Consider the following 22,027-nt stretch of genomic DNA (forward strand, 5'->3'; position numbering starts at 1 on the left):
CGTCCGACCATGGCCATCCGCCGGCCGAGACCGCCAATCTTTCGGATGCTGCAGCGCAGGAGCTGTTCAATCGCGTTCGCCGTGGCTCCGACGACGAGCGCGAACGGAAACTGTTCCGCGCCCAGATGCTGACCGAGATGGCCAAGATGAGCCTCGACGACGGGCTGGTGCTGCAGATCCATCCCGGCTCCTGGCGCAATCATTCGTCGGCTGTTTTCCAAAAATTCGGCCGCGACAAGGGTTTCGATATCCCGACCCGGACCGACTATGTGACGGCGCTGAAGCCACTGCTCGACTGCGTCGGACTTGAGCGCGACCTCACAATCGTTCTCTTCACGCTCGACGAAACAAGCTATGCGCGCGAACTGGCGCCACTCGCCGGTGTCTACCCGGCGCTGAAGCTCGGGCCGGCCTGGTGGTTCCACGACAGCCCGGAAGGCATGCGGCGCTTCCGCGAGATGACCACCGAGACCGCCGGCTTCTACAACACCGTCGGCTTCAACGACGACACCCGTGCCTTTCCCTCGATCCCGGCGCGCCACGATGTGGCGCGGCGGGTCGACTGCGCGTTCCTGGCGCGTCTCGTCGCCGAGCATCGGCTGCGCGAGGACGAGGCGCATGAGCTGGCGCGGGAGCTTGCCTATACACTTGCGAAAAAGGCCTACCGGCTCTGAGCCGGGCGTTTTGGTTTTCATAGGGAGGAAGTCATGTTGCATCTTTCGAAATTGACGGCAGTTACATTCGTTTTCGGCTCGTTGCTGGTCGGCATCGCCAACGCCGAAACCGTGCTGCGGTCGTCCGATACCCATCCCGACGGCTATCCAACCGTCGAAGCGGTCAAATATATGGGCGAGCTGATCAAGCAGCGCACCAATGGCCGCTATTCGGTCGAGGTCTATCATTCGGCGCAGCTCGGCGAGGAGAAGGACACGATCGAGCAGACGCAGACCGGCGTCATCGATCTCAACCGCGTCTCGATGGGGCCGTTCAACGGCATCGTTCCGCAAACCGCGGTGCCGTCGCTGCCCTACATGTTCCGCTCCGTCGAGCATATGCGCCATGTCATGGACGGGCCGATCGGGGACGAGATCCTGAAAGCCTTTGAGACTCACGACCTTGTCGGTCTCGCCTTCTACGATTCCGGGGCACGCTCCTTCTACAACACCAAGAAGGACATCACCTCGATGGCCGACATGAAGGGCATGAAGTTCCGCGTCATCCAGTCCGACGTGTTCGTCGACATGGTCAATGCGTTGGGCGCCAACGCCACGCCGATGGCCTATGGCGAGGTCTATTCGGCTTTGCAGACAGGCGTCATCGACGGCGCCGAGAACAACTGGCCGAGCTTCGAATCCGCCAAGCATTTCGAGGTCGCCAAGCATTACACGCTCGACCAGCACCAGATCGTGCCCGAGGTTCTGGTGATGTCGAAGGCGAGCTGGGACAAGCTCGCCCCGGAAGACCAGGCGATCGTGCGGCAGGCGGCCAAGGACAGCGTCGTCAAGATGCGTGAATTGTGGGACGCGCAGGAGAAGAAGTCGCGCGACATCGTCGAGAAAGCCGGCGTCAAGGTCAGTGAGATCGACAAGCAGCCGCTGATCGATGCGATGAAGCCGGTCTACGAGAAATATCTCTCGACCCCCGAGTTGAAAGATCTCGCCGCGCGCATCCAGGCGACCAAATAATCCGTTCGCGGCAATGGTGGCGCGAGCTTGCGCGCCACCGTCCAGTGGGAAGCGCGCATATGAAACCATTCTGGCTGGCAATAGAACGGCTGCTGTCACGGCTGGCGAGGCTTGCGCTGTGGGTCAGCGGCATCGGCCTGACGCTGATGACGGTGATCATCTTCTGGCAGGTGTTCTCACGCTATGTGCTCAACAGTTCGCCAAGCTGGACGGAACCCTTCTCGGTGATTTTGATGGGGTGGTTCATCTTTTTGGGCGCGGCCGTCGGTGTCCGCGAACGCACGCATCTGGGCTTCGATGTGCTGCTCTATTTCCTGCCGCCCGCCGCAAAGGCGGTACTGCGCAGCATTTCGGATGTCGTCGTGCTCGCCTTCGGTCTCGGCATGATCGTCTACGGCGCCCAGCTCACCCGGCTGACATGGAACACGGTGATGCCGTCTCTCGCTTTCCCGGGCGGCGTCAGTTTCCTGCCGGTCATCCTGGGCGGCGCGCTTGTCTGCCTGTTTTCGCTCGAGCGGCTTGCCGGGCGGTTTGCCGGACTGCCGGTCGATGCCGATCAGTACGCCACGGGCGAGGAGGGTCTCTAGATGGCATTGACGGTTCTGTTCGGCACCTTCGTCTTTCTTCTGATCATCGGCACACCGATCGCCTTCTGCCTCGGTGTCGCCAGCTTCGCCACGGTTCTGGTGCTGGGGCTGCCGCCGCTGGTGGTGTTCCAGCGCCTCAACTCCGGTGTCAGCGTGTTTTCGCTGATGGCCATCCCGTTCTTCATCTTCGCCGGTGACCTGATGGTGCGCGGCGGCATTGCCGCTCGCCTTGTTGCGCTCGCCGGGGCGTTGGTCGGCCACCTGAGAGGCGGGCTCGGCCAGGTCAACATCGCCGCCTCGACCATGTTCGGCGGCATTTCCGGCTCGGCGGTGGCCGATGCCTCGGCGGTCGGCGGGCTGATGATCCCGCAGATGAAGGCGCGCGGCTACGGCGTCGATTATGCTGTCAACATCACTTCGGTCGGCGCCATCATTGCGCTGCTGATACCGCCTTCGCACAACATGATCATCTATTCGATTTCGGCCGGCGGCCGGATCTCGATCGCTGATCTGTTCACCGCCGGCATCATACCGGGCCTGCTGCTGGCGCTATCTCTGATGGTCACGGCCTATTGGGTCGCCAGCCGCCGCGCCTATCCGACCGAGCCGTTCGCCGGCTTCGGCAGGGCGCTGCAATTGCTCGTTGCCGCAATTCCCGGGCTGATCCTGATCGGCATCATCTTCGGCGGCGTTCGCTCCGGCGTCTTCACCGCCACCGAAAGCTCCTGCATCGCCATCGTCTATGCTTTCCTGGTGACCCTGCTGATCTATCGCTCCATGAGCTGGAACGACTTCGTCACCGCGACCACCGCTGCCGTGCGCACAACCGCAATGGTGCTGATGATCATCGGCTGCGCCGCCGCCTTTGGCTGGCTGCTGGCCTATCTCCGGGTGCCGGCCGCTCTGGTCGCCTTCCTGCAGTCCGTATCCGACAACAAGCTGGTCATCTTGCTGTTGATCAACGTCGTGCTTCTCATCCTCGGCACGTTCATGGACATGTCGCCGCTGATCATCATCACCACGCCGATCTTCCTGCCGGTGGTCATGGCCTACGGCGTCGATCCGGTGCATTTCGGCGTGATCCTCATTCTCAATCTCGGCATCGGCTTGTGCACACCGCCGGTGGGGGCAGTGCTGTTCGTCAGCTGTGCGATCGGCCGGATCCCGATCTGGACGGCGATGCGTTCGATCTGGCCATTCTATGGGGCGGCTTTCGCTGTGTTGATGCTTGTCACCTACGTGCCGGAAATTTCGTTGTGGTTGCCGCACCTGTTCCACTAGAGCAGTTCACGGGAACGGCGAACTGCTCTAACCCTTTGTTTTGACGCAATTCCGGACGGAAACCGTTTCACATTTTTCCTGGAATTGCTTTAGGAGACCATCACGTGTCCGCTGCATCCGCCGATCTCAGGGTCGAGAGAAAACCCAAGCTGTCGGAGACCGTCGTTGCGGCGATCCGCAAGCAGCTGCAGGCGGGCGAAATCCTGCCTGGCCACAAATTGCCGACCGAGGGCCAGCTGACCGAGACCTTCGGCGTCAGCCGCACCGTCATCCGCGAGGCGCTGGCCAAGCTTGCCGCCGACGGCCTGGTCGAGTCGCGTCAAGGCGCCGGCGTCTTCGTCACCGAGCATATCTCGACGATGTTCGGAGCGCTTGCCGCCGACATGGGAGCCAAGGATTCGATCGCGCTCAACGTGCTCGAGGTACGCTTGGCAATCGAGATCGAGTCGGCCGGGATCGCCGCTATTCGCCGCAACGCCGCGCAGGAGGCGGCGATCCAGGAAGCCTTCTTCGAATTCGAGCGGCTGCTGCTTGCCAGCGAGCCGACCGGCCCGGCCGACCTCGCCTTCCACCGCGCCATCGCCAGCGCGACCAACAACCCGTTCTATGTCGAGATGCTCGACGTGCTCGGCCGGCGCGCCATTCCGTGCGACGTGACCTCGCCCTGGTCGACCGAACTGGCGCAATCCGACAACTACCAGCGCGGGCTGCAGCGCGAACATCTGGTGATCCTCAATGCGATCACATCGGGCGATGCCGAAGCGGCGCGCGAGGCAATGCGCGCGCACCTCACAGCCAGCCAGCAGCGCTACCGCGAACGCCTGCATGCGCGGCAGGCTTTCTATGCCAGTTCGGTCAGGGCCGCCGCCGGCGAATGACCCATTTCAAGTCAGGACGAAAATGAGCCAGAGCCATACCGATTACACATCCCGCTTTGCCATAGACCCGGTTGCCGCCGCGGCGATGGGAACCGATGAACTCCGTCACAATTTCCACATTGACGGCCTGTTCCAGTCCGGCCGCATCAGCCTGACCTACACCCACTACGACCGCATGATCGTCGGCGGCGCCGTGCCGATAGGCTCGCCGCTCCAACTGGAGGCGATCAAGCCGACCGGCACCAAAGGTTTCCTCGACCGGCGCGAGTTGATCGCCGTCAACATCGGTGGCGTGGGCGTCATCACGACCGGCGGCCAACCTCATGAATTGCAGGCGCGCGACATGCTCTATCTCGGCATGGGCACACAGGATGTGTCCTTCGCCTCAGCGGATGAGGGGGCGCCGGCGAAGTTCTATCTGCTCAGTGCGCCGGCGCATCTGGCTCATCCCAGCCGGCTGATCCGCCTCAGTGACGCCAAGCGCCTCGATCTCGGCAGCAAGGATGCCTGCAACGAGCGTTCGATCTTCCAGTTCATCCATGCCGATGGCGCAAAGACCTGCCAGCTGGTGGTCGGCATGACCCAGCTGGCGCCGGGCTCTATCTGGAACACCATGCCTTGCCATGTGCATGACCGGCGCATGGAGGCCTATCTCTATTTCGACCTGGCCGAGACGGCGCGCGTCTTCCACTTCATGGGCGAGCCGGACGAAACGCGCCATATCGTCATGGCCAACGAAGAGGCCGTGCTGTCGCCGGGTTGGTCGATCCACTCCGGCGCCGGCACTTCCAATTATGCGTTCATCTGGGCGATGGCCGGCGACAATGTCGACTACACCGATGTCGACCCGGTGGCGTTGGGCGATCTGCGGTGAGCGACCCCTTCAGCCTTGCCGGAAAACGTATCCTGGTCACCGGCGCCAACACCGGCATCGGCCAGGGCATCGCCGTATCGATCGCACGCGCCGGCGGCACGGTGATCGGCGTCGGTCGCTCGTCGATGGACGATACGGCCAGAAAGATCGCAACGATGGGCGGGCAATTCGAGGCGGTGAGCGCCGATCTTGCCGACACGTCAGCCGCCGGCCCCTTGCTCGACCGCGTCTGGGACGAAAGCGGCCCGCTCGACGGGCTGGTCAACAATGCCGGCATCATCCGGCGCGCCGATGCCGTCGATCTCAGCGAGGCCGATTGGGACGACGTCATGGACGTCAATCTGAAGACGGTTTTTTTGCTCTGCCAAAGCTTTGCCAGGCGTGCCTTGGCCGCTGAGCGGAAAGGCAAGATCGTCAACATTGCCTCCGTGCTGAGCTTTCAGGGCGGCATTCGCGTGGCGTCCTACACCGCCTCGAAGCATGGCGTGCTCGGCATCACCCGGCTGCTTGCCTGCGAATGGGCGCAAAAAGGCATCAACGTCAACGCTGTCGCGCCAGGCTATATCGAAACCAACAACACGCAGGCGCTGCGCGCCGATCCCGACCGCAGCGCCGCTATCCTGGCGCGCATCCCGGCCGGCCGCTGGGGCGAGGCGGGCGACATTGGCGATGCCGCCGTCTTCCTGCTGGCGCCGGCGTCGAACTACATGCATGGCGCGGTGGTGCCGGTGGATGGTGGCTGGCTGGCACGCTAGGTTTTGACGCAATTCCGAACGGAAACCGTTTCACACTTTTCCTGGAATTGCTCTGAGGAGACGACGATGACCGCAAAGATCTTCGCGCATGCCGGCGAGGGCGCCTGGACGGCGACACCGGACGGCAACAGGCGCCGCATTCTCCTGCACACTGACGAGTTGATGCTGGTCGAATTCGGCTTCGACAAGGGTGGCGTCGGCGCCCTGCATTCGCACCCGCACGTCCAGGCAAGTTACGTCGCCGAGGGCCGCTTCGAGGTGACCATCGACGGCCGGAGCGAGATCGTTGGGACGGGCGGGAGTTTCATCGTGCCGTCGGGCCTGGTGCACGGGGTCAAGGCGCTCGAAGCGGGGCGGCTGGTCGACAGCTTTGCGCCGCACCGGGCCGATTTCCTCGGCTAGAGCATTTCACCGTTTCACGGAAACGGCGAGCTGCTCTAACTCTTTGTTTTGACGCAATTCTAGACGGAAAACCGCTTCACACTTTTCCTGGAATTGCTCTAACGAGGGGTAAGAGATCGAGCGGGAATGACCCGCACCCCAGAAAGAGGCGCGGGTCTGTTGCCTGGGCGCTTGTGGCGCCGCGGTACTCAAGACATCACCGCAGGATGAGGACCCTGCCGCACCGTGGTGAAGATAGTCTTAATGCACCGGGGCTGCGTAGCTCGGTCGGTCAGGTGATGTGCCGCAGGAGGCTGAAAAGCCGTTCGAACGTCTTGCCGTAGGGCGGGCGCAGCAGGCTTCCCGCGCTCAGCCGCGACTGCATGAAAACCCGTTTCTCCTTGCTGAAGGTGCGAAATCCCCATTCGCCGTGATAGGCGCCCATGCCGCTGGCGCCGACGCCGCCGAAGGGCTGGTTTTCCTGTACCAGATGCAGCATGCAGTCGTTGACGGTGACGCCGCCGGCAATTGTCTCGCGCAGGATGCGTTGACGGTTGCCGCTGTCGCGGCCGAACCAGTAGAGTGCCAGCGGGCGGTCGGCCCCGTTCACATGGGCGATCGCCTCGTCGATCCCGCTGTATTCTACGCTGGGCAGCACCGGCCCAAAGATCTCTTCGCGCATCAGCCGCAGGTTTGCGCCGGCATTGCGGACCAGGGTCGGCAGCAACTTCCCGCTATTGGCGTCAAGTTCCTCGCCGGCCGGGTTGATTTCGGTGACATCGGCGCCGGCGTCACGCGCTTCAGTGACCATGTCGCGCAGGCGCTGGTGGTGCCGATCGCTGATGATGGCGGTATAGTCGGGGTTGTCGCGTAGAGTCGGGTAGAGCTTAGCGATCGCCGTTGCGAGCCTGGCAGCGACCGTGCCTGCTTGCCCCTTCGGCACCAGAAGGTAATCCGGCGCGATACAGGTCTGCCCGGCATTCAACAGCTTGCCGTAGGCAATGCTCGATACTGCCGCGTCGAGGTCGCATGACGGATCGAAGATTGCCGGCGACTTGCCGCCGAGTTCGAGCGTGACCGGGGTCAGGTTGGCGGCCGCGGCGATCGCGACCTGGCGTCCGACCGCGGTCGAGCCGGTGAACAGCAAATGATCGAAAGGCATCGATACGAAGGCCTTTCCCATCTCCGCGTCGCCGCTGATGACGCTGAGCTCATCGGGTGCGAAATGCTCGGCAACAAGTTTGGCCAGCAACGCCGAAAAAGCCGGCGTCAATTCGGAAGGTTTTATGAGCACGTGATTGCCGGCCGCGAGTGCCGCGATGACCGGCGCGACGGCGAGCTGGAAAGGATAATTCCAGGGCGACACGATGCCGATGACACCGAGCGGCTGCGGGATGAGGCGATTTCTGCCGGGCAGGAACGGCATGGTGGTGGCAACGCGGCGTTCGCGCATCCAGCCCCTGAGGTGCGACAGCGCGTGGCGGATGCCGGCACGTACGACGAACAGTTCCGCAAGACGCGTCTCATGCGCGGAACGGCCGCCAAAGTCGGTGTCGATGGCGGTGCAGATGTCGGCTTCATGCCGCTCGGTCAGCGCGAGCAGGCGTTTGAGGCGATCCTTGCGAACGTCAAAGTTGGGGAAAGGCTGCGCCTCGAAGGCGGCGCGCTGCAGGTGGAACCGCTCGCCGAGAACATTCTGTCTGGTCTGCAGCATCACGCCCTCCCTGGCTTGCCGGACGGAGCTTACATCGTGGTGCGTGGCGGAATCCAGCGGGGGTGCAGGTGTCCTAGGGGAAGCCGCTTTCGGATGTGCACGGCATCCGGCTGGCAGGCGCCGATGGCCGCATCAACGACAGGTTCCTGCAAAGGGGGCGTTGTGGTTGGATGACGGCTGCGCTACTCCAAAGCGTCACGCCAGAGAGTCGTCTTGACCGGTTTCCACATCCTCTCCAGTCTACGAAATTCCAGCCCGGTGTCCGCCTGATGCTGATGTCGGCGACGAGCATCTTGGCCATGGACCCCAAGCGGCGCGTTCCGCGCCGCGCGGCCCAGCGGAATTGCGGATGAAGGGCGCTCACAGGCTTGAGGCTGCGTTTGGAGCGGCTGCGCGAAGGGTTGTGCGGGAGTTTCTGCGGTTCGTGCCGCTGTCTCTGAGACAGCGCATGCAAAGACGCACATATGCACGCGCGACGCCCGCCAACAGAATTTTCATTTCGGGCTGCGCACGCAGCGGGACGACGCTGACACAGCGGCTGATGAGGTGTTTCGAGGACATTTTCGTCCATCCGCCCGAAGCGCGATACGCAATGCTGGACATGTTGGACCGGCCGGAATCGAACCTCGTCGTCAAGCGCGATGCGCGCGGTTTTGCGCATCTGGCGAAGCTACCGACCTCCATCGGCTTGATCTATTGCGCGCGCCATCCATTCGACACGCTGACAAGTTCGCATCCGCAAACACGCAACCAGCGTCGGTTCCACGTCACGCCGCAACGCTGGCTGACCGAATACGACGCGCTGATCCGGCTGAAGAAGGCACAACCGCACCGGCAGATCCTTTTCGTCCGCTACGAAGACATGATCGGCGCGCCCGATGCGCAGCAGGACAGAATCGCGCAGTCATTCGGACTGACACCGCGCATTCGTTTCAGCGAGGACCCGGACAATCCGATCCGGGTGGCTTCGTTGAGAAAATGGGAACGGAATGAAGAATTCAGGACCTATCTCGGCGGCCTGCCCCCGGCATTTCTCGCCCGCGTCCAGCGTTTCTGCGCCGAGTTCGGCTATGACATGCCAATAAGCACGCCGACCGTGGACGCGCGGTGATGCAGGCACCGGCGGCCCTCGCGACAGAAGAGCTGGATCCCAAGCGGCGCGTGCTGAAGGACGTGTTCGGCTTCGATGATTTTCGCCCCGGGCAGGCCGATGTCATGGACGCGTTGCTGGCCGGGCGTCATGTGCTGGCTGTCATGCCGACTGGTGCCGGCAAATCGCTCTGCTACCAGGTGCCGGCGCTTGTCCTGGGCGGGCTCACCATTGTCGTTTCGCCGCTGGTGGCGCTGATGCAGGATCAGGTCGCCGCCTTGCGGCTTGCCGGCGTGGCCGCCGATACGATCAATTCCTCGATCGACCGCGATGCCAATATTGCCGCATGGCGTCGCGTCGCCTCGGGCCAGACGCGCCTGCTCTATCTCGCGCCGGAGCGGTTGATGACCGAGCGCATGCTCGAGGCGCTGGCCAGGCTCGATATCAGCCTGATCGCCGTCGACGAGGCGCATTGTATCTCGCAATGGGGGCCGGCATTCCGGCGCGAATACGAGGACCTGTCGCGTCTGCGCGGCATCTTTCCCAGCGTGCCGATCATCGCGCTGACGGCAACGGCGGACGAAGGCACGCGCACCGACATCGAATCCCGGCTGTTTGCCGAGCGCGTCGAGACCCTGGTGCTGGGCTTCGACCGGCCGAACATCAAGCTTGCCATCGAGGCCAAGCAGGACAGCAAGCGCCAATTGCTGCGCTTCGTCGAGCGCCATCCCGGCCGCAGCGGCATCGTCTATTGCCTGTCGCGCAAGAAGACGGAGGAGATGGCGGCCTTCCTCGAGAAGAACGGCGTCACCGCGCTCGCTTATCACGCCGGCATGAGCAAGGAGGCGCGTGACGCCAACCAGAACAGCTTCATGACCTTGTCCGGCGTCGTCATGGTGGCGACCATCGCCTTCGGCATGGGCATCGACAAGCCTGACGTCGCCTATGTCTTCCACACCGACATGCCGGGCAGCCTGGAGGCCTACTACCAGGAGATAGGCCGCGCCGGCCGCGATGGGCGGGACGCCGAGGCGCATATGCTGTTCGGCCTGGGCGATATCCGCATGCGCAGGTTGTTCATCGACGACGAGGATGCGCCGCCCGAGCACAAGAGGCGCTCGCATGGCCGGCTCGACACGCTGATAGGCTATTGCGAGACGGCGCAGTGCCGCCGCCAGGTGCTGCTCGGCTATTTCGGCGAGGAAGCGCAGCCCTGCGGCAATTGCGACACCTGCCTCGACCAGGCACCGCGCGCCGATGGCGGAGCCGAGGCTCGGATCATCCTGACGGCGATCGCCCAGAGCGGTGAGCGTTTCGGTGCCGGTCATGTCATCGACATCCTGCTCGGCCATGAAACCGAGAAGGTGCTTGCCAGGAACCACCAGAGGCTCACGAGTTTCGGCAGTGGTCTGGCGCACAAGAAGGATTTCTGGCTATCGCTGATCCGGCAACTCGTCGCCGGCGGGTTCCTGATGCCGGATCCGGCCGGCCATGGCGGCCTCGCCATCGCCGAAAAGGGTCATGCGCTTGGCCGTGGCGAGGTGCCGTTCCATTATCGTGTCGAGGTACGCAGCCGCGCCTTGCGCGGCAAGATGCGCTCGGGGCAGGATCTCGGGCAGTCGGCTGTGGACACCGGGCTACTGGCCGCGCTCAAATCCTTGCGCCTGCGGCTCGCCAAGGAGCGCCAGGTGCCGGCCTATGTGGTGTTCTCGGATCGTACGCTGATCGACATGGCCGAGCGCCGCCCGCACGACCTCGACGCCTTCGCCGAAGTGAATGGGGTTGGGGCGGCAAAGCTCAAGGAATTCGGCCAGGTTTTTCTGAGTGCGATTGCCGAGCACCGGTCGGGTGAGGCGGCCTGAGGTCAGATCAGCGACTGGTCACGCGCCGTGAAGCAGAGGGATCTTCGGAGAAGGCATCCGTTCCGCAACCTCCTGTGCCGCCGCCGCCCATTCCTCCACCGCCCATGCCCCCCAGGGACCGATTAGTTCAACGTTTTCTGGCCGGCCGGTCGACAGATCAGGCCCAGACTGAGGCGTGCATCGACTTCATGGCCGAGCATTTGCAACCGCAATAGATGCCGCTGTCCGCTTGCAGGCACCTATCCACTGCAAGCGTCGCGGGCGACCCGCCGGGCGTCAGTCGCGCGATGTGGACAGTCCCGCGAGAAGCGGAGCGTAGGCGGCGAGCCTGCGGGATACGAACTCAGTGAAGAGCCGCACGCGCTTCGTCTTGCGTGTCTCCCCATGCGTGAGAAGCCAGAGCGTTCCGTACAGGTGCAGGTCGGTGCCCGGCACCCTCACCAGCAGGGGGTCGGCATCTCCGACGAAGCACGGCAGTGTCGTGATCCCGAGACCTTGCCGTACGGCAACGATCTGCGCCTCGGCGTCCGTGATCCTGAATGGAACTCCCGTGGTGCCAACCTCACCCGCGCTGGCCCACTCTGGAATTCCATGAACGCTTATGACGATCCACCGGATGGGATCAGGTGCGCCCGCACGCCACGCGGCCAGGCGATCGCGGGACATGTAGACGCCGCCAAACACCTCCGCTCCCTTCAGTCCGTGAAGATTGAGCGGCAGGTTTTTGCGGTCGTAGACGACGCGGATCGCCACGTCGGCCTCTCGGTTGGTCAGATTTGCCAGCTCGCCGGACGACAAGATTTCCATCTCGATGTCTGGATGCAGGTGCGCGAAATCGGCGAAGTCCGGCATGAGCAGGTGCGTCGCGAGGGGCGGTGCCAGCGTCACCCGCAGAAGTCCGCGTACGCTCTGGTCGCGCCCGAAGACGCGCGTCTCCAGCTGGTGCGACGACGCTTCCATCTGGTTCGCGAGCTCGAGGACCTCCTCGCCCGCAGCGGTCAGGCGGTAGCCCGAAGGCCGCTTTTCGAACATTTGCGCCCCGAGGCGTTCCTCAAGCTGTGCGATGCGTCGCAGCACGGTCGAGTGATTCACCCCGAGCTGCGCGCCGGCAGCCCGCACCGAGCCTCCGCGTGCGACGGCTAGAAAGTAGCGAACGTCATCCCAGTCGATCATGGTGCAATCCGGCACCGCGCGGTGCGCCTTCCAAAGCCCGTATCTAACACATCCTACAGCAGTAGGGGCGGGATATCGTGGCTTGTGTCGACAAGGGCGACGCTATTCCGAACGGCGGACACGGATCGTCGCGGGCTGGCGTCAATCCTGAAAGCGGATCGATTCTGCACCACCGATGTGCGCGCTTCCGCACTCACCGCGCGACCCCGGCGGGCCCATCTAGAGGTTCTCGGGGCGTCCCCGAACGACCAAAGACAGAGCCTGGAAGGATTAAGTCATGGGAAAACTGGATGGTAAGGTTGCGGTTATAACGGGTGGTGCCACCGGCATCGGCCTCGCCGCTGCAAAGCGCTTCATCGAGGAGGGCGCCTTCGTCTTCATCTTCGGCCGCCGGCAGGAAGCGCTAGACGCCGCTGTGGCCGAGCTCGGGCCCAATGCCCGCGCGGTGAAGGGCTCGGTCTCGGATGAGGCCGACCTCGATCGGCTCTACGCGGCGGTGAAGGCCGAGCGCGGAGCCCTCGACATCATCTTCGCCAACGCCGGGGTGGGAAGCCTGCTTCCGCTCGGCAAGCTCACCGCCGGGCACATTGACGAGACCTTCAACACCAATGTGAAGGGTACGATCTTCACGGTCCAGAAGGCGCTGCCGCTGATGGGCGAGGGCGGTTCGATTATCCTGACCGGATCGAGCGCCGGCACCACGGGCGCGCCCGCATTCAGCGTCTATAGCGCGAGCAAGGCGGCCGTGCGCAACCTCGCGCGGACCTGGGCGGAAGACTTGAAAGGCACCGGCATCCGGGTAAACGTGCTGTCGCCCGGGCCGACGGCGACCGAACTCGCGAAGGCAGCGATAGGCGAGGAGGGCTTGAAGGTCTTCGCCTCGATGAATCCGCTTCAGCGTATGGCCGATCCAGCGGAGATCGGGGCGGCGGCTGCGTTTCTCGCGTCGCCCGACAGCAGCTTCATGACTGCCAGCGAGGTCGCCGTCGACGGGGGCTTGGCGCAAATCTGACCCGCTACGCCCCGCCGTTCATTCCATTCGATATCCCGAGCCCGCAGGGCCTGGTAAACTGAAGGAGAGTATACATGAGCTACGCAATTATCGGCTTCGGCAAGATCGGCCAGGCTCTTGCCAAGGCATTTGCCCGCAAGGGCCTCGAAGTGTCCGTGGCAACCACGCGCGACCCGGAAAGCTTTGCATCCGACGCGGCCGCGATCGGACCCACGATCATCCCGAAAACACTGGCGGACGCCGTCAAGGCGGACATCATCTTTTTGGCTGTCCGCTTTGAATCGCACCCGGATGTCGCGAAGGCGCTGCCAAGCTGGGAAGGCAAGACGATCATCGACGCGACGAACGTGTTTCCAGTCCCCGAAGAGCTGGACGGTCTGCCGTCCTCCGCCTTCGTCGCGAAGGCGTTCACCGGCGCCAAGCTCGTCAAAGGCTTCAATCACCTGATTGCGGCCACCCTGGCTGCCGATCCGATCGTCGAGGGCGGGCACCGGGTCGTCTTTCTGTCGAGCGACGACGAGGACGCGATCGCTCCCGTGGCGGCCTTGGCCAGACAACTCGGGTTCGCACCGGTCAAGCTGGGGAAGCTCAACGAGGGCGGCACGCTGGTGCACGCACGCGGCCGCACTTGGGGCCAGCTGATCTTCCAGGACCTGTTCAAGAAGGAGCAGTAACGGATTTATCGTGCGCCGACAGAGTGGCAGGCGTTCGATGCCGGCCACATCGTCGGCAAAGAGCCAAGCGCGCGAAGTGACATGCTTGAAAGCTTACATCTGCCTGGGATCCTTCGGCCGACATGTGCCTGCCACCCAGGAATCGTAGTTGCAATAGCTGATGTCCCAGCCGGCATCGCGTCTTTTGAAAGTTGCCTCACGACCGCCCGCGCGGATGGGTCCGAAGCCACCCCAACTGCCATCCGAGCCTTTGTAATTTCCCATGACGCGATAATTGCAGTTGTTCACGACGACGTTGCCGTCCATCGACACGCATGCCGATGCAACAGTGGCAAGGCTGAAGAAAGCTGCGATGGCGAGAGAGGCTTTGCGCATCGTGGTCTCCTAACTGGGTTCGGCGAACCAACCGTTACGAGATCGTGGGCCGGGCCTCTTCCCCATTTGGGCTAAACCGGCTGGTAAATTCACGGCGGCATGGCTGCGCTTGCGGACAGAAGCGATGTGCGGAGATGCCGAATGGGCCTGCCCATCGCCGAAGCTTTACGGCCTCCGCGAAGGCCAGAGTGTCCCGGCTCGAGCGGCTCTATCGCCGCCTCTCTACCAGATCCGCAAGATTTGCCGGAGGTTAACGGTAGACAATGAGCGGCCGCAACTGTGTCTCTTTCCGGCCATTTTCTTCAGTCCTGGTTCGGCCCAAAGGCCATATGTCAGGGGGATCACTTTTCAGGGGCAGGCCAGTTCCGCTCGACGGGCAGTGAGAGGCGGAATGTCGACCCGTTGACGTCGCTGGCGGCCAGTATGAGACCGCCGCCATGCTGCCGGGCGATCTCGCGTGAAATGTAGAGCCCTAAACCGGAGCCGTTTACCAGTTGGCCCGCGGCGCGATAGTACCTCATGAATATGAACTCGTGGTCGTCGGGCGCTACGCCAGAGCCCTGATCCGCCACGTGTACAAACGCCACGCCCTGCTCAGTCGACAGCCGGATCGTCACAGAGCTGGTCACCGATGAGTATTTCAGGGCGTTCTGGATCAGATTTTGTATCACAATCTCCAGCAGGTTGCGGTCACCTTTCACAATCACTTCATCGCCGTGAGTGAAGCTAACACGTCCGGCCGCAGCATCATCCAATCCCGCTTCGGCGGCGCGCAAAACCTCATTCAGGTCGAACATCTTGATCCTGGGAAGAGTTTCGTGCCCGCCATTGAGCCGGTCGAAGGCTAGGACGTTTTCAATCAGCGATGACATCCTTTTGACGGTCTGGCGGATCCTTGTGGTGCGCAACTTGATATTGTCGGCGCTTTCACCTGCAGAAGATGACAGATTGTCGGCGGCGGCAGAGATGACGGCCAACGGGCCGCGAAACTCATGAGATACCAAGGCCACAAAGTCCCGCTGCTGAGCCAGAGCATCGTTGGCGGTGTCCAGAGCCTGCCTGAGCTTGAGTTCAAGCAGGTGACGTCGATCCACTTCCACCATGAGCGAGGTGTTTCTTTCCCCAAGCTCAGCGGTCCTTTCGCGCACCTTGATAGTCAGCTCCTGCTCGGCCAAGCGCGACACTGCGATGACGCGGTCCTTTTCCTCGCTCAAGCTGCGCTCGGCAAGCCGCGTTCTCTTCGCGACGGCCGCGCTGAGCAACGCCAGGTGAATCACGGTCCCGCCGGCCAAGAATCTGGACAAAGAGCCATCCAGTTGGAACGGGTTGGCCCCAGTATACATCATCTGCATCACCAGCATGACAGAGATTACGCTCAAAAATGCAATCGCCGACAGCAGATATTGATACCGTCGCCGCACAATGAGCAGATAGAGCACCAGCAGCGAAATGAAGATGAGAGACAGCTGCTGCAGTCGCGATACGAAAAACCCGACGTCGCCGTAGCGTCCCACAATCGCAAAAGCCAAGGCGATGCCATTGAGCAGTACAACGCCCTGGGAGATGCGCCACGCCCAGATCAATTGGCGGTGAAAATCAAACAGTCTAGATAAAAATAATATCAGCACTATACTGTATAAGCAAACGATAATACCCCAAATGAGGTGTATGGTTTTCGGCTCTAGAGACCTCAGAATTTCGGATGCGTATCCCATGTGGAAGAGACTTATTAGCCCAGACTCTATGATAAACAAGACACACAAACAATATAGACAATGCGGCGAATAAATGAAATCGAATGGTATCAGATTGCTGCATGGGGTCCGTAGATGATCGGAGAAGGCTACAAGCATGGCGTTATCGTGATCTCCCCCCTTGTTTATCTTGTCGATGACGACAGGGATTTCCGCGAGGAGATGGTCTTCGGACTATCCAGATTGGGCCTGAACGTACATGGATTCCACAATGCTGCCGCCCTCTACCGAGCCTGTGCCGCCAAGCCGGCTGAAATCGTCATTCTCGACATTGGCCTGGAGGGCGAAGACGGCCTTTCCATAGCTACCCATTTGCGGGCCTTACAATCGGTCGGGATCGTCATGGCGACGGCCCGGAGTTCCATCGACGACCGGCTCAATGGTCTTGAAGCGGGCGCTGACGCTTACCTCGTCAAACCCATTGATGTTCGGGAGCTTGCTGCCACGGTGATGGCGGTCAATGAACGTCTCAACAGGCGCCGCGCCCCTTCGTCGTCTCCGGCCCCACGATGGGCCCTCGAGGAAGGCGGCTGGGTGCTTACCGACGGCATGGGCCATCGCCTTCGCTTGACCACCTCGGAACGGCACTTTTTGGAACGCTTGTTCAGTGAGCGTGGCAAGACCGTCGATCGCCGCGCGCTCGTCGAAGCCATGGGCGCAGACATCTATGACTTCAACTATGCCCACCTGGACACCATCGTGAGCCGGCTGCGTCGAAGAGCCAAGAAATCCGACATGCTTCTCCCCTTGCACGCAATTCGCGGGTCAGGCTTCGCCTTCCCCGATTAGAATGATCGTGCCGACCCTGTCCAGAGAGAAGATTGCCGATCTCATCAATTTGGAAGATGACAGGGAAGGAATTCGAGAAGCATCCTCAAGCGACTGACAGTAAGTGTAAGGATATGACAGTTACTGCGATTGTGAATAATCGCGAGATTAATTACTTCAAGGAAAGGGTTGGATAAATCCGCATTCGTTAGATGGCTCGCATTCTATGCATAATCGAATAGGAATGTATCGTGCGCATGGCGAGGTAGATAACGAGGGCGGCGGTGCGCAGAAGGGGTGCGGGATGCGGCAGCATAAGAGAATTTTATTTGCCAGTTGTTCTATTCTAACGTTCGCATCCATCTATGTCGCGATTACCCCCGCGCTAGCCGGGGCGCCAAGCAACGAACAACTCTATCAGATGATTTTGGACCTGCAGCGAAATCAGAAGCAGATGGCGCGCAAACTTGAGGCCGCCTACGCCGAGACTGCTCAGGTTAAAGAAGAACTGGCCACCCTCAGGGGTTCGGTGGCCCAGAGTCGCGAGATGGCTGCGCTATCCTCGGTTGAGAGGCGCATGTACCTGTCAAATCCGCAATCCGACACTCGTGCCGTTGCCGCGCCCAATGTGCGTGTCGGATTCGGCGCGGGAACCAACGGTAACGACCCGTATGCCTTTACCGACGGTTCCGTGGCGCTCCCGCTCGGTGAAAAATACGGCTTCCAGGTCGATGCGATTGGTGGCGTGACGCCAAACAGTAACTTCACAGGTGCCGCCGCGCATCTGTTCCGCCGTGATCCGAAAGTTGGGGCGCTGGGTCTGTATGGAAGCTACCTTCACGGCGGAGGTGGTTACGATGATGGTGGAGTTCTTGAAAACGGTTATGTCGAAGGCAAGCTCGGCGTTGAAGGCCAGTACTATCTGGGCCGGGTCACGCTTGAGGGACTTGCCGGTATAGAATGGAATTCACTTGAAGAGGACGTCAGCCCGTTCGCCGAAGGCAGGGTCGGGTACTATCCTACGGATAACTTCAAGGTTAATGGCGGCCTGCGTCATCGCGACGCCTTTGGTGGTAGAACGCAACTTGTTGGCGGCGCCGAGTACCTGACCGAGTTCGGAAGCGGGATAGCGACTTCTATCTACAGTGATTTCAGCTTCGATCTGACGAACAGCGACGTCTCCTCAAGCGGCGATTTTTCTGCGATGGCCGGTTTGAGATTCCACTTCGGCACCAATGGCGATCGAAGCGCCCCGAAGACAGTCTTCTGCAAGGATCCGGACCAGAATTTCGAGTGCGCGGTCACGGATGGTCAGAACGATTATTATGCCGACAAGCCAGGTCGTTCCTTGATTCAGCGTGATCGTGGCGACTTCCTTCCATCGCACATCGTAAAAGACGTTGGCAACTTGCCGACGCCTTCCACCAATGTTTGGGGACAGCCGGGGGCGCCTGGCGCACCCGGCGAGGCTGGTACGCCTGGAGTGCCCGGCGCGTCTGGACCTCCCGGCGCGCCCGGCGCGGAGGGACCTGGCGGACCTGCTGGGCCTGTCGGACTGCCCGGATCGGACGGGACACCTGGAGCGCCCGGCGATACCGGCGCGTCTGGACCTCCCGGCGCGCCCGGTGCGGAGGGACCTAGCGGACCTGCCGGACCTGCGGGACCGGAGGGACCTGCCGGACCGGTGGGGCCGGTGGGACCGGAGGGACCTACCGGACCGGCAGGCCCATAGTGCCTCCTTCTATCCTGGTCATGCCGCTACGGTTGGCGACGTGATCAGCAACTTAGAATCGAATCGTTTGAGGATAGCGGAGAGTATGACCGGCCCTCGTCTTGACTGCATGATCCAGGCTCCGAACCCGCCTGAGCTTGTCGCCGCGGAGGGGACGCGAGACTGGATGGATGCGACCGACCAGCATTTCGCCTACCGCTGCACGCCGCTTTCAATCGCCAATGCCAGCGGATGGGAATTGTTGAACCCCATAAATGTGACTGTTACTTGGAACGGATACAACACTACAAAAGACATCGCCTTCCATGTAAACGAACCGAACGTCACGCACCGATTCATCAGCTCGACCTTCGGGCACGGCATAGTAACCTTTCATCCGGGTTACGTGTTTCGCACCGAGCCGGGCTGGATGGTGTGGGCTCGCGGCTCTCCCAACCGGATGAAGGACGGAATCGCGCCGCTGGACGGCTTGGTGGAAACCAACTGGCTGCCGTTCAGTTTCACCATGAATTGGCGCTTCACCCGCCCTGGGTCTGTCACTTTTGCCAAGGGCGAGCCATTCTGTTTCATCACCATGATGCCAAGTGTCGCTATCGAGCAGGTGCAGCCGGTCATTCGTCCGATGGAGGACGATCCTGAGTTCCATAAAGAACATAAGGTTTGGAATAGCGAACGTCGACGGTTTTCGGCCGGCCTGCAGATGAACGACGAGCTTACCAAGGAGATGAAGTGGCAGAAGCACTATCTGCAGGGTGTTTCGCCGACGGGGAAATCGGTCGCGGATGACACTCACCGAGTAAAGCGAACTCTAAAGCGGCCGATCCACATCGACCAGTTGCGGGCCCAGGAAAAAGGTTCGCCAGTAGATGAAGCTAGCCAAGAGTAAGCGGCCTGTGCGCATTCCTCCAGTTGGATCGCTAGCATTTGGCCGTTCGATTAACGGGTCGGTTTCGAGCAGAGACGAAAGACCGGAATGCATCCGCCAGTTCGTGCGGTCGGGCTTTGTATTGGCGCTGGCGGCGCTCCTTGTCGGTTGCCTGGCGGATGGAAAAGGTAGCCCGAATACGGCTACAGAGTTAGTTCGCGTGAAAGCCGCTTACGCGAGGGAGCCGCATGAGGTCTTCATCGTCGATCGCAGCAAGTTTGACCAACGCTTTCTGCCTGTCGATGTGACGCCCCCGGAACGCTTGCCTGCCGGTACGGTGTTGATCGATACACGGCAGAGGTTCCTCTATCTATACCGCCTCAATGGGATGGCGCGGCGCTATGGTGTCGCCGTCGGGGCTAGCGGTTACAGTTGGTCGGGCATTGCCAGCGTAGGGCGTAAGGCGGAGTGGCCCGCATGGCATCCGACTGACGACATGCGTAACCAGTCGCCCGACCTGCCGCGCATGATCAGGCCCGGCACGCACAATCCGCTCGGCGCGCGAGCTCTCTATCTGTACAAGAACGGCGTGGATACGCTTTATCGTATCCACGGCACCTCAGAGCCCTGGACCATAGGAACTGAAGCGTCCTCAGGGTGCATTCGCATGCTCAACGAGGATGTGATCGAACTCTACAGTCTGGTGCCGAAGGGAGCAAAGGTCATCGTGAAGTGAAGCGAATTGAACAGGCACAGGCCAACGCTTGCTGTCGGATGCCGTTGGACAATACCCACGCCGGTGGCACAGGTGACGGCAGATTTCTGCTTCTATCCATATGGCGTCATAGAGGGAGAATTTAAGACATAGGCGTCGCTGCTCGTATCGATATCACTCGCGAATAAGGTTTTGGATACCTTAACCGTCATCTCTGTCCGTCATAATCGACGTTTAGGTATTCTTTTTTACACCTTTTGCGTGTATTGAAATAAAAAAATTCAATGGACGCGTCTATATGTCAGTTCTCGTCAGTGACGGCATGCCATTCGTCTTCCCGTTCGCCGTCGGCATCAGTCAGGGCGCGAACGTCCGAAGGACAAATCCAGGCTGATGGGTTGGCAATTGAACGGACCGAGTGAAAGGACCTATGATGAGGCGCTCTCTATTCATGCTGGTTTCCGCCGCGCTATTGAGTACCGCCGTTGCGGGTCCAGCGGCAGCGCAGACCGCCGCTGAAACAAACCAGACCCTTGACGCGCTGTTCGGCAGTCACACAACCTATCAGCAGTTCTTCGACAAGCTGCAGAAGGCTGTCAGTGCCGGCGACAAGCAGACCGTCGCGTCGATGATCGATTATCCCTTCCGCGCCCGGATCGGCGGCAAGGCGATCAAGATAAACGACGCCGCGCATTTCGTGACGGATTACGACAAGATCGTTACCGCCAAGGTCAAACAGACCGTCCTCAAGCAGACCTACCCGACGCTGTTCGCCAATTGGCAAGGCATCTCAATCGGTGATGGCGAGGTCTGGTTCTCCGGCGTCGGAGACGGCAACACCATCAAGATCACCGCGATCAACGACTGACACCTGGCGGAAGAAATTCCATTTCGATGACACCGACGCAACCGGTCGTTGACCACTCCGGAGGGGTTCACATGCTACGTTACATGTTCATTGCTTTGCTCGCGCTCGGCTCATCGTGGATGATCTCTGATGCCCGCGCACAATCGACCGTCGAATGCCAATCGAGGCACTATCAGTATGGCGAATGCTGGGCGGGCCCGCTGAGCAAGCCGCAACTCATTCATCAGACTTCTGGAAGTCCTTGTATTTTGAACCGGACCTGGGGCTACAATCCACGCAGCAAATATATTTGGGTCGCGCAAGGTTGCTCCGGAATTTTCGCCGATGTCGGCGGCTACCACCATGGACGTGGCGACAGCTTTGATCCCAATGCCCGCATGTATGACCATCGCGGTCATGACGTCGGCGCAGTGGTTGGCGGAGCTATTCTCGGCGCTCTGATCGAGGGGATGGCGGACGATCATCACAATCGACGGCACACGACGAGTAACTACCGCCCCGATAGCAGCTACAATGGTTGTCATGGCATGGGATGCAAGGTCGACAATCCTGACCAGGCAATCGATACCCGACCGCAATTTGACAGGCAGGGAGAGCCAAACTTTGATGTGCATGGCAACTACCAAGGATGCCATGGTGCAGGCTGCCTTGTCGACAATCCTGACGCGGAGTGAATTGAAGGACGAAGGAAGCCGGTCACGATTGTCAAAGCGGGGCTCTTAAATCTTTCCCGCAGCATCAATCTTGATCTTCATCCTGGCATCACCACGGCAGACTTCGTTCACCTGCTTCTTGGTTTCTCCTCGAAGCGGTGGAGGCAGCCGAACATGTTCTCTATCTCCTCCTGCATCGTGGCGGCGGCTGAGACGATAAGATCGAGGTTCTTATGATGTCGATCCATAGGGGCTTGTGCGGAAGCCTCTTTGTACCAAGAAATGCACCAAAAGAGAGCTGATATTCGGAAAAATCGTTGCGAATCAGGCC

The 22,027-nt window shown here is 61.1% G+C and carries 23 protein-coding genes; 18 read left to right on the forward strand and 5 right to left on the reverse strand.

Features of this window, described 5'->3' with window-relative positions; genetic code table 11:
- The 8 genes from EN994_RS01105 to EN994_RS01140 form a co-directional block, all read left to right on the forward strand.
- On the forward strand, positions 1-674 hold a 674-nt coding region (locus EN994_RS01105; RefSeq protein ID WP_164745777.1), incomplete at its 5' end, for a glucuronate isomerase.
- A 33-nt stretch (positions 675-707) separates the two neighbouring features.
- Complete coding sequence (locus tag EN994_RS01110) at positions 708-1,685, forward strand: TRAP transporter substrate-binding protein (RefSeq protein WP_024504231.1); 978 nt, start codon at positions 708-710, stop codon at positions 1,683-1,685.
- 59 nt (positions 1,686-1,744) lie between these two features.
- Positions 1,745-2,272 (forward strand): TRAP transporter small permease, encoded by a 528-nt coding sequence (locus tag EN994_RS01115; protein ID WP_013529043.1) that lies wholly within the window; start codon positions 1,745-1,747, stop codon positions 2,270-2,272.
- The gene (locus EN994_RS01120; protein ID WP_013529044.1) at positions 2,273-3,553 is read left to right on the forward strand and encodes a TRAP transporter large permease; all 1,281 of its coding nucleotides are present in this window, start codon (positions 2,273-2,275) and stop codon (positions 3,551-3,553) included.
- Positions 3,554-3,657: 104 nt separating this feature from the next.
- On the forward strand, positions 3,658-4,431 hold the full coding sequence (locus EN994_RS01125) for a FadR/GntR family transcriptional regulator (protein WP_063169450.1): 774 nt from the start codon (positions 3,658-3,660) through the stop codon (positions 4,429-4,431).
- Positions 4,432-4,453: 22 nt separating this feature from the next.
- The gene (gene kduI, locus EN994_RS01130) at positions 4,454-5,305 is read left to right on the forward strand and encodes a 5-dehydro-4-deoxy-D-glucuronate isomerase (RefSeq protein ID WP_063169449.1); all 852 of its coding nucleotides are present in this window, start codon (positions 4,454-4,456) and stop codon (positions 5,303-5,305) included.
- Complete coding sequence (gene kduD, locus EN994_RS01135) at positions 5,302-6,060, forward strand: 2-dehydro-3-deoxy-D-gluconate 5-dehydrogenase KduD (protein ID WP_063169448.1); 759 nt, start codon at positions 5,302-5,304, stop codon at positions 6,058-6,060. Before kduI ends, kduD begins: the two co-directional genes overlap by 4 nt.
- 66 nt (positions 6,061-6,126) lie before the next feature.
- Positions 6,127-6,462: a cupin domain-containing protein gene (locus tag EN994_RS01140; protein ID WP_063169447.1), complete on the forward strand. Its 336-nt coding sequence runs from the start codon at positions 6,127-6,129 to the stop codon at positions 6,460-6,462.
- 271 nt (positions 6,463-6,733) lie between these two features.
- On the opposite strand, the gene EN994_RS01145 is transcribed toward EN994_RS01140, so the two are convergent.
- On the reverse strand, positions 6,734-8,155 hold the full coding sequence (locus EN994_RS01145) for a coniferyl aldehyde dehydrogenase (protein ID WP_127307371.1): 1,422 nt from the start codon (positions 8,153-8,155) through the stop codon (positions 6,734-6,736).
- 448 nt (positions 8,156-8,603) lie between these two features.
- On the opposite strand from EN994_RS01145, the gene EN994_RS01150 reads away from it, so the two are divergent.
- Both EN994_RS01150 and recQ read left to right on the forward strand, forming a co-directional pair.
- Positions 8,604-9,266 carry a sulfotransferase gene (locus EN994_RS01150; protein WP_244514242.1) on the forward strand — a complete coding sequence of 221 codons (663 nt, stop codon included), beginning with the start codon at positions 8,604-8,606 and terminating at the stop codon, positions 9,264-9,266.
- Positions 9,266-11,107, forward strand: a complete 1,842-nt coding sequence (recQ, locus tag EN994_RS01155; protein WP_063169445.1) for a DNA helicase RecQ — start codon at positions 9,266-9,268, stop codon at positions 11,105-11,107. The genes EN994_RS01150 and recQ overlap by 1 nt, the downstream gene beginning before the upstream one ends.
- 276 nt (positions 11,108-11,383) lie before the next feature.
- Here recQ and EN994_RS01160 read toward each other — a convergent pair whose 3' ends face one another.
- A complete protein-coding gene (locus EN994_RS01160; protein ID WP_063169444.1) occupies positions 11,384-12,280 on the reverse strand; it encodes a LysR family transcriptional regulator in 897 nt (298 codons plus the stop codon).
- A gap of 277 nt (positions 12,281-12,557) precedes the next feature.
- Here EN994_RS01160 and EN994_RS01165 point away from each other — a divergent pair, with 277 nt between their 5' ends.
- Together EN994_RS01165 and EN994_RS01170 are read left to right on the forward strand one after the other, a co-directional pair.
- On the forward strand, positions 12,558-13,292 hold the full coding sequence (locus EN994_RS01165) for an SDR family oxidoreductase (RefSeq protein ID WP_063169443.1): 735 nt from the start codon (positions 12,558-12,560) through the stop codon (positions 13,290-13,292).
- A 74-nt stretch (positions 13,293-13,366) separates the two neighbouring features.
- Positions 13,367-13,966: an NADPH-dependent F420 reductase gene (locus EN994_RS01170; protein ID WP_013529054.1), complete on the forward strand. Its 600-nt coding sequence runs from the start codon at positions 13,367-13,369 to the stop codon at positions 13,964-13,966.
- Between the two features lie 93 nt (positions 13,967-14,059).
- On the opposite strand, the gene EN994_RS01175 is transcribed toward EN994_RS01170, so the two are convergent.
- Together EN994_RS01175 and EN994_RS01180 are read right to left on the reverse strand one after the other, a co-directional pair.
- A complete protein-coding gene (locus tag EN994_RS01175; protein WP_063169442.1) occupies positions 14,060-14,341 on the reverse strand; it encodes a hypothetical protein in 282 nt (93 codons plus the stop codon).
- A 341-nt stretch (positions 14,342-14,682) separates the two neighbouring features.
- Positions 14,683-15,924 carry a HAMP domain-containing sensor histidine kinase gene (locus EN994_RS01180; RefSeq protein WP_244514241.1) on the reverse strand — a complete coding sequence of 414 codons (1,242 nt, stop codon included), beginning with the start codon at positions 15,922-15,924 and terminating at the stop codon, positions 14,683-14,685.
- A gap of 246 nt (positions 15,925-16,170) precedes the next feature.
- On the opposite strand from EN994_RS01180, the gene EN994_RS01185 reads away from it, so the two are divergent.
- The 6 genes from EN994_RS01185 (at position 16,171) to EN994_RS01210 (ending at position 21,717) form a co-directional block, all read left to right on the forward strand.
- A complete protein-coding gene (locus tag EN994_RS01185; protein WP_063169440.1) occupies positions 16,171-16,884 on the forward strand; it encodes a response regulator transcription factor in 714 nt (237 codons plus the stop codon).
- A 205-nt stretch (positions 16,885-17,089) separates the two neighbouring features.
- Positions 17,090-18,595: a collagen-like protein gene (locus EN994_RS35865; protein WP_245441344.1), complete on the forward strand. Its 1,506-nt coding sequence runs from the start codon at positions 17,090-17,092 to the stop codon at positions 18,593-18,595.
- 109 nt (positions 18,596-18,704) lie between these two features.
- Complete coding sequence (locus EN994_RS01195; RefSeq protein WP_245465065.1) at positions 18,705-19,481, forward strand: DUF6065 family protein; 777 nt, start codon at positions 18,705-18,707, stop codon at positions 19,479-19,481.
- Complete coding sequence (locus EN994_RS01200; RefSeq protein WP_082826592.1) at positions 19,462-20,196, forward strand: L,D-transpeptidase; 735 nt, start codon at positions 19,462-19,464, stop codon at positions 20,194-20,196. Before EN994_RS01195 ends, EN994_RS01200 begins: the two co-directional genes overlap by 20 nt.
- A 430-nt stretch (positions 20,197-20,626) precedes the next feature.
- Positions 20,627-21,043, forward strand: coding sequence for a hypothetical protein (locus EN994_RS01205; RefSeq protein ID WP_244514240.1), 417 nt, complete (start codon positions 20,627-20,629; stop codon positions 21,041-21,043).
- 71 nt (positions 21,044-21,114) lie between these two features.
- Positions 21,115-21,717 (forward strand): DUF3011 domain-containing protein, encoded by a 603-nt coding sequence (locus EN994_RS01210; RefSeq protein WP_013529061.1) that lies wholly within the window; start codon positions 21,115-21,117, stop codon positions 21,715-21,717.
- A 107-nt stretch (positions 21,718-21,824) separates the two neighbouring features.
- On the opposite strand, the gene EN994_RS35625 is transcribed toward EN994_RS01210, so the two are convergent.
- Positions 21,825-22,027: hypothetical protein (locus EN994_RS35625; RefSeq protein WP_206530363.1), on the reverse strand; the 203-nt coding region annotated here is incomplete at its 5' end.

The organism is Mesorhizobium sp. M7A.F.Ca.CA.002.09.1.1 (assembly GCF_003998555.1).
In the GTDB taxonomy this organism is placed as follows: domain Bacteria; phylum Pseudomonadota; class Alphaproteobacteria; order Rhizobiales; family Rhizobiaceae; genus Mesorhizobium; species Mesorhizobium ciceri.

Coding starts and splice junctions, on each gene's coding strand:
- EN994_RS01110 (WP_024504231.1), top strand. CDS start 708: ATGTTGCATCTTTCGAAATTGACGGCAGTTACATTCGTTTTCGGCTCG.
- EN994_RS01115 (WP_013529043.1), top strand. CDS start 1,745: ATGAAACCATTCTGGCTGGCAATAGAACGGCTGCTGTCACGGCTGGCG.
- EN994_RS01120 (WP_013529044.1), top strand. CDS start 2,273: ATGGCATTGACGGTTCTGTTCGGCACCTTCGTCTTTCTTCTGATCATC.
- kduI (WP_063169449.1), top strand. CDS start 4,454: ATGAGCCAGAGCCATACCGATTACACATCCCGCTTTGCCATAGACCCG.
- EN994_RS01140 (WP_063169447.1), top strand. CDS start 6,127: ATGACCGCAAAGATCTTCGCGCATGCCGGCGAGGGCGCCTGGACGGCG.
- EN994_RS01145 (WP_127307371.1), bottom strand. CDS start 8,155: ATGCTGCAGACCAGACAGAATGTTCTCGGCGAGCGGTTCCACCTGCAG.
- EN994_RS01150 (WP_244514242.1), top strand. CDS start 8,604: ATGCAAAGACGCACATATGCACGCGCGACGCCCGCCAACAGAATTTTC.
- recQ (WP_063169445.1), top strand. CDS start 9,266: ATGCAGGCACCGGCGGCCCTCGCGACAGAAGAGCTGGATCCCAAGCGG.
- EN994_RS01160 (WP_063169444.1), bottom strand. CDS start 12,280: ATGATCGACTGGGATGACGTTCGCTACTTTCTAGCCGTCGCACGCGGA.
- EN994_RS01165 (WP_063169443.1), top strand. CDS start 12,558: ATGGGAAAACTGGATGGTAAGGTTGCGGTTATAACGGGTGGTGCCACC.
- EN994_RS01170 (WP_013529054.1), top strand. CDS start 13,367: ATGAGCTACGCAATTATCGGCTTCGGCAAGATCGGCCAGGCTCTTGCC.
- EN994_RS01175 (WP_063169442.1), bottom strand. CDS start 14,341: ATGCGCAAAGCCTCTCTCGCCATCGCAGCTTTCTTCAGCCTTGCCACT.
- EN994_RS01185 (WP_063169440.1), top strand. CDS start 16,171: ATGATCGGAGAAGGCTACAAGCATGGCGTTATCGTGATCTCCCCCCTT.
- EN994_RS35865 (WP_245441344.1), top strand. CDS start 17,090: ATGCATAATCGAATAGGAATGTATCGTGCGCATGGCGAGGTAGATAAC.
- EN994_RS01195 (WP_245465065.1), top strand. CDS start 18,705: ATGATCCAGGCTCCGAACCCGCCTGAGCTTGTCGCCGCGGAGGGGACG.
- EN994_RS01200 (WP_082826592.1), top strand. CDS start 19,462: ATGAAGCTAGCCAAGAGTAAGCGGCCTGTGCGCATTCCTCCAGTTGGA.
- EN994_RS01205 (WP_244514240.1), top strand. CDS start 20,627: ATGCTGGTTTCCGCCGCGCTATTGAGTACCGCCGTTGCGGGTCCAGCG.
- EN994_RS01210 (WP_013529061.1), top strand. CDS start 21,115: ATGCTACGTTACATGTTCATTGCTTTGCTCGCGCTCGGCTCATCGTGG.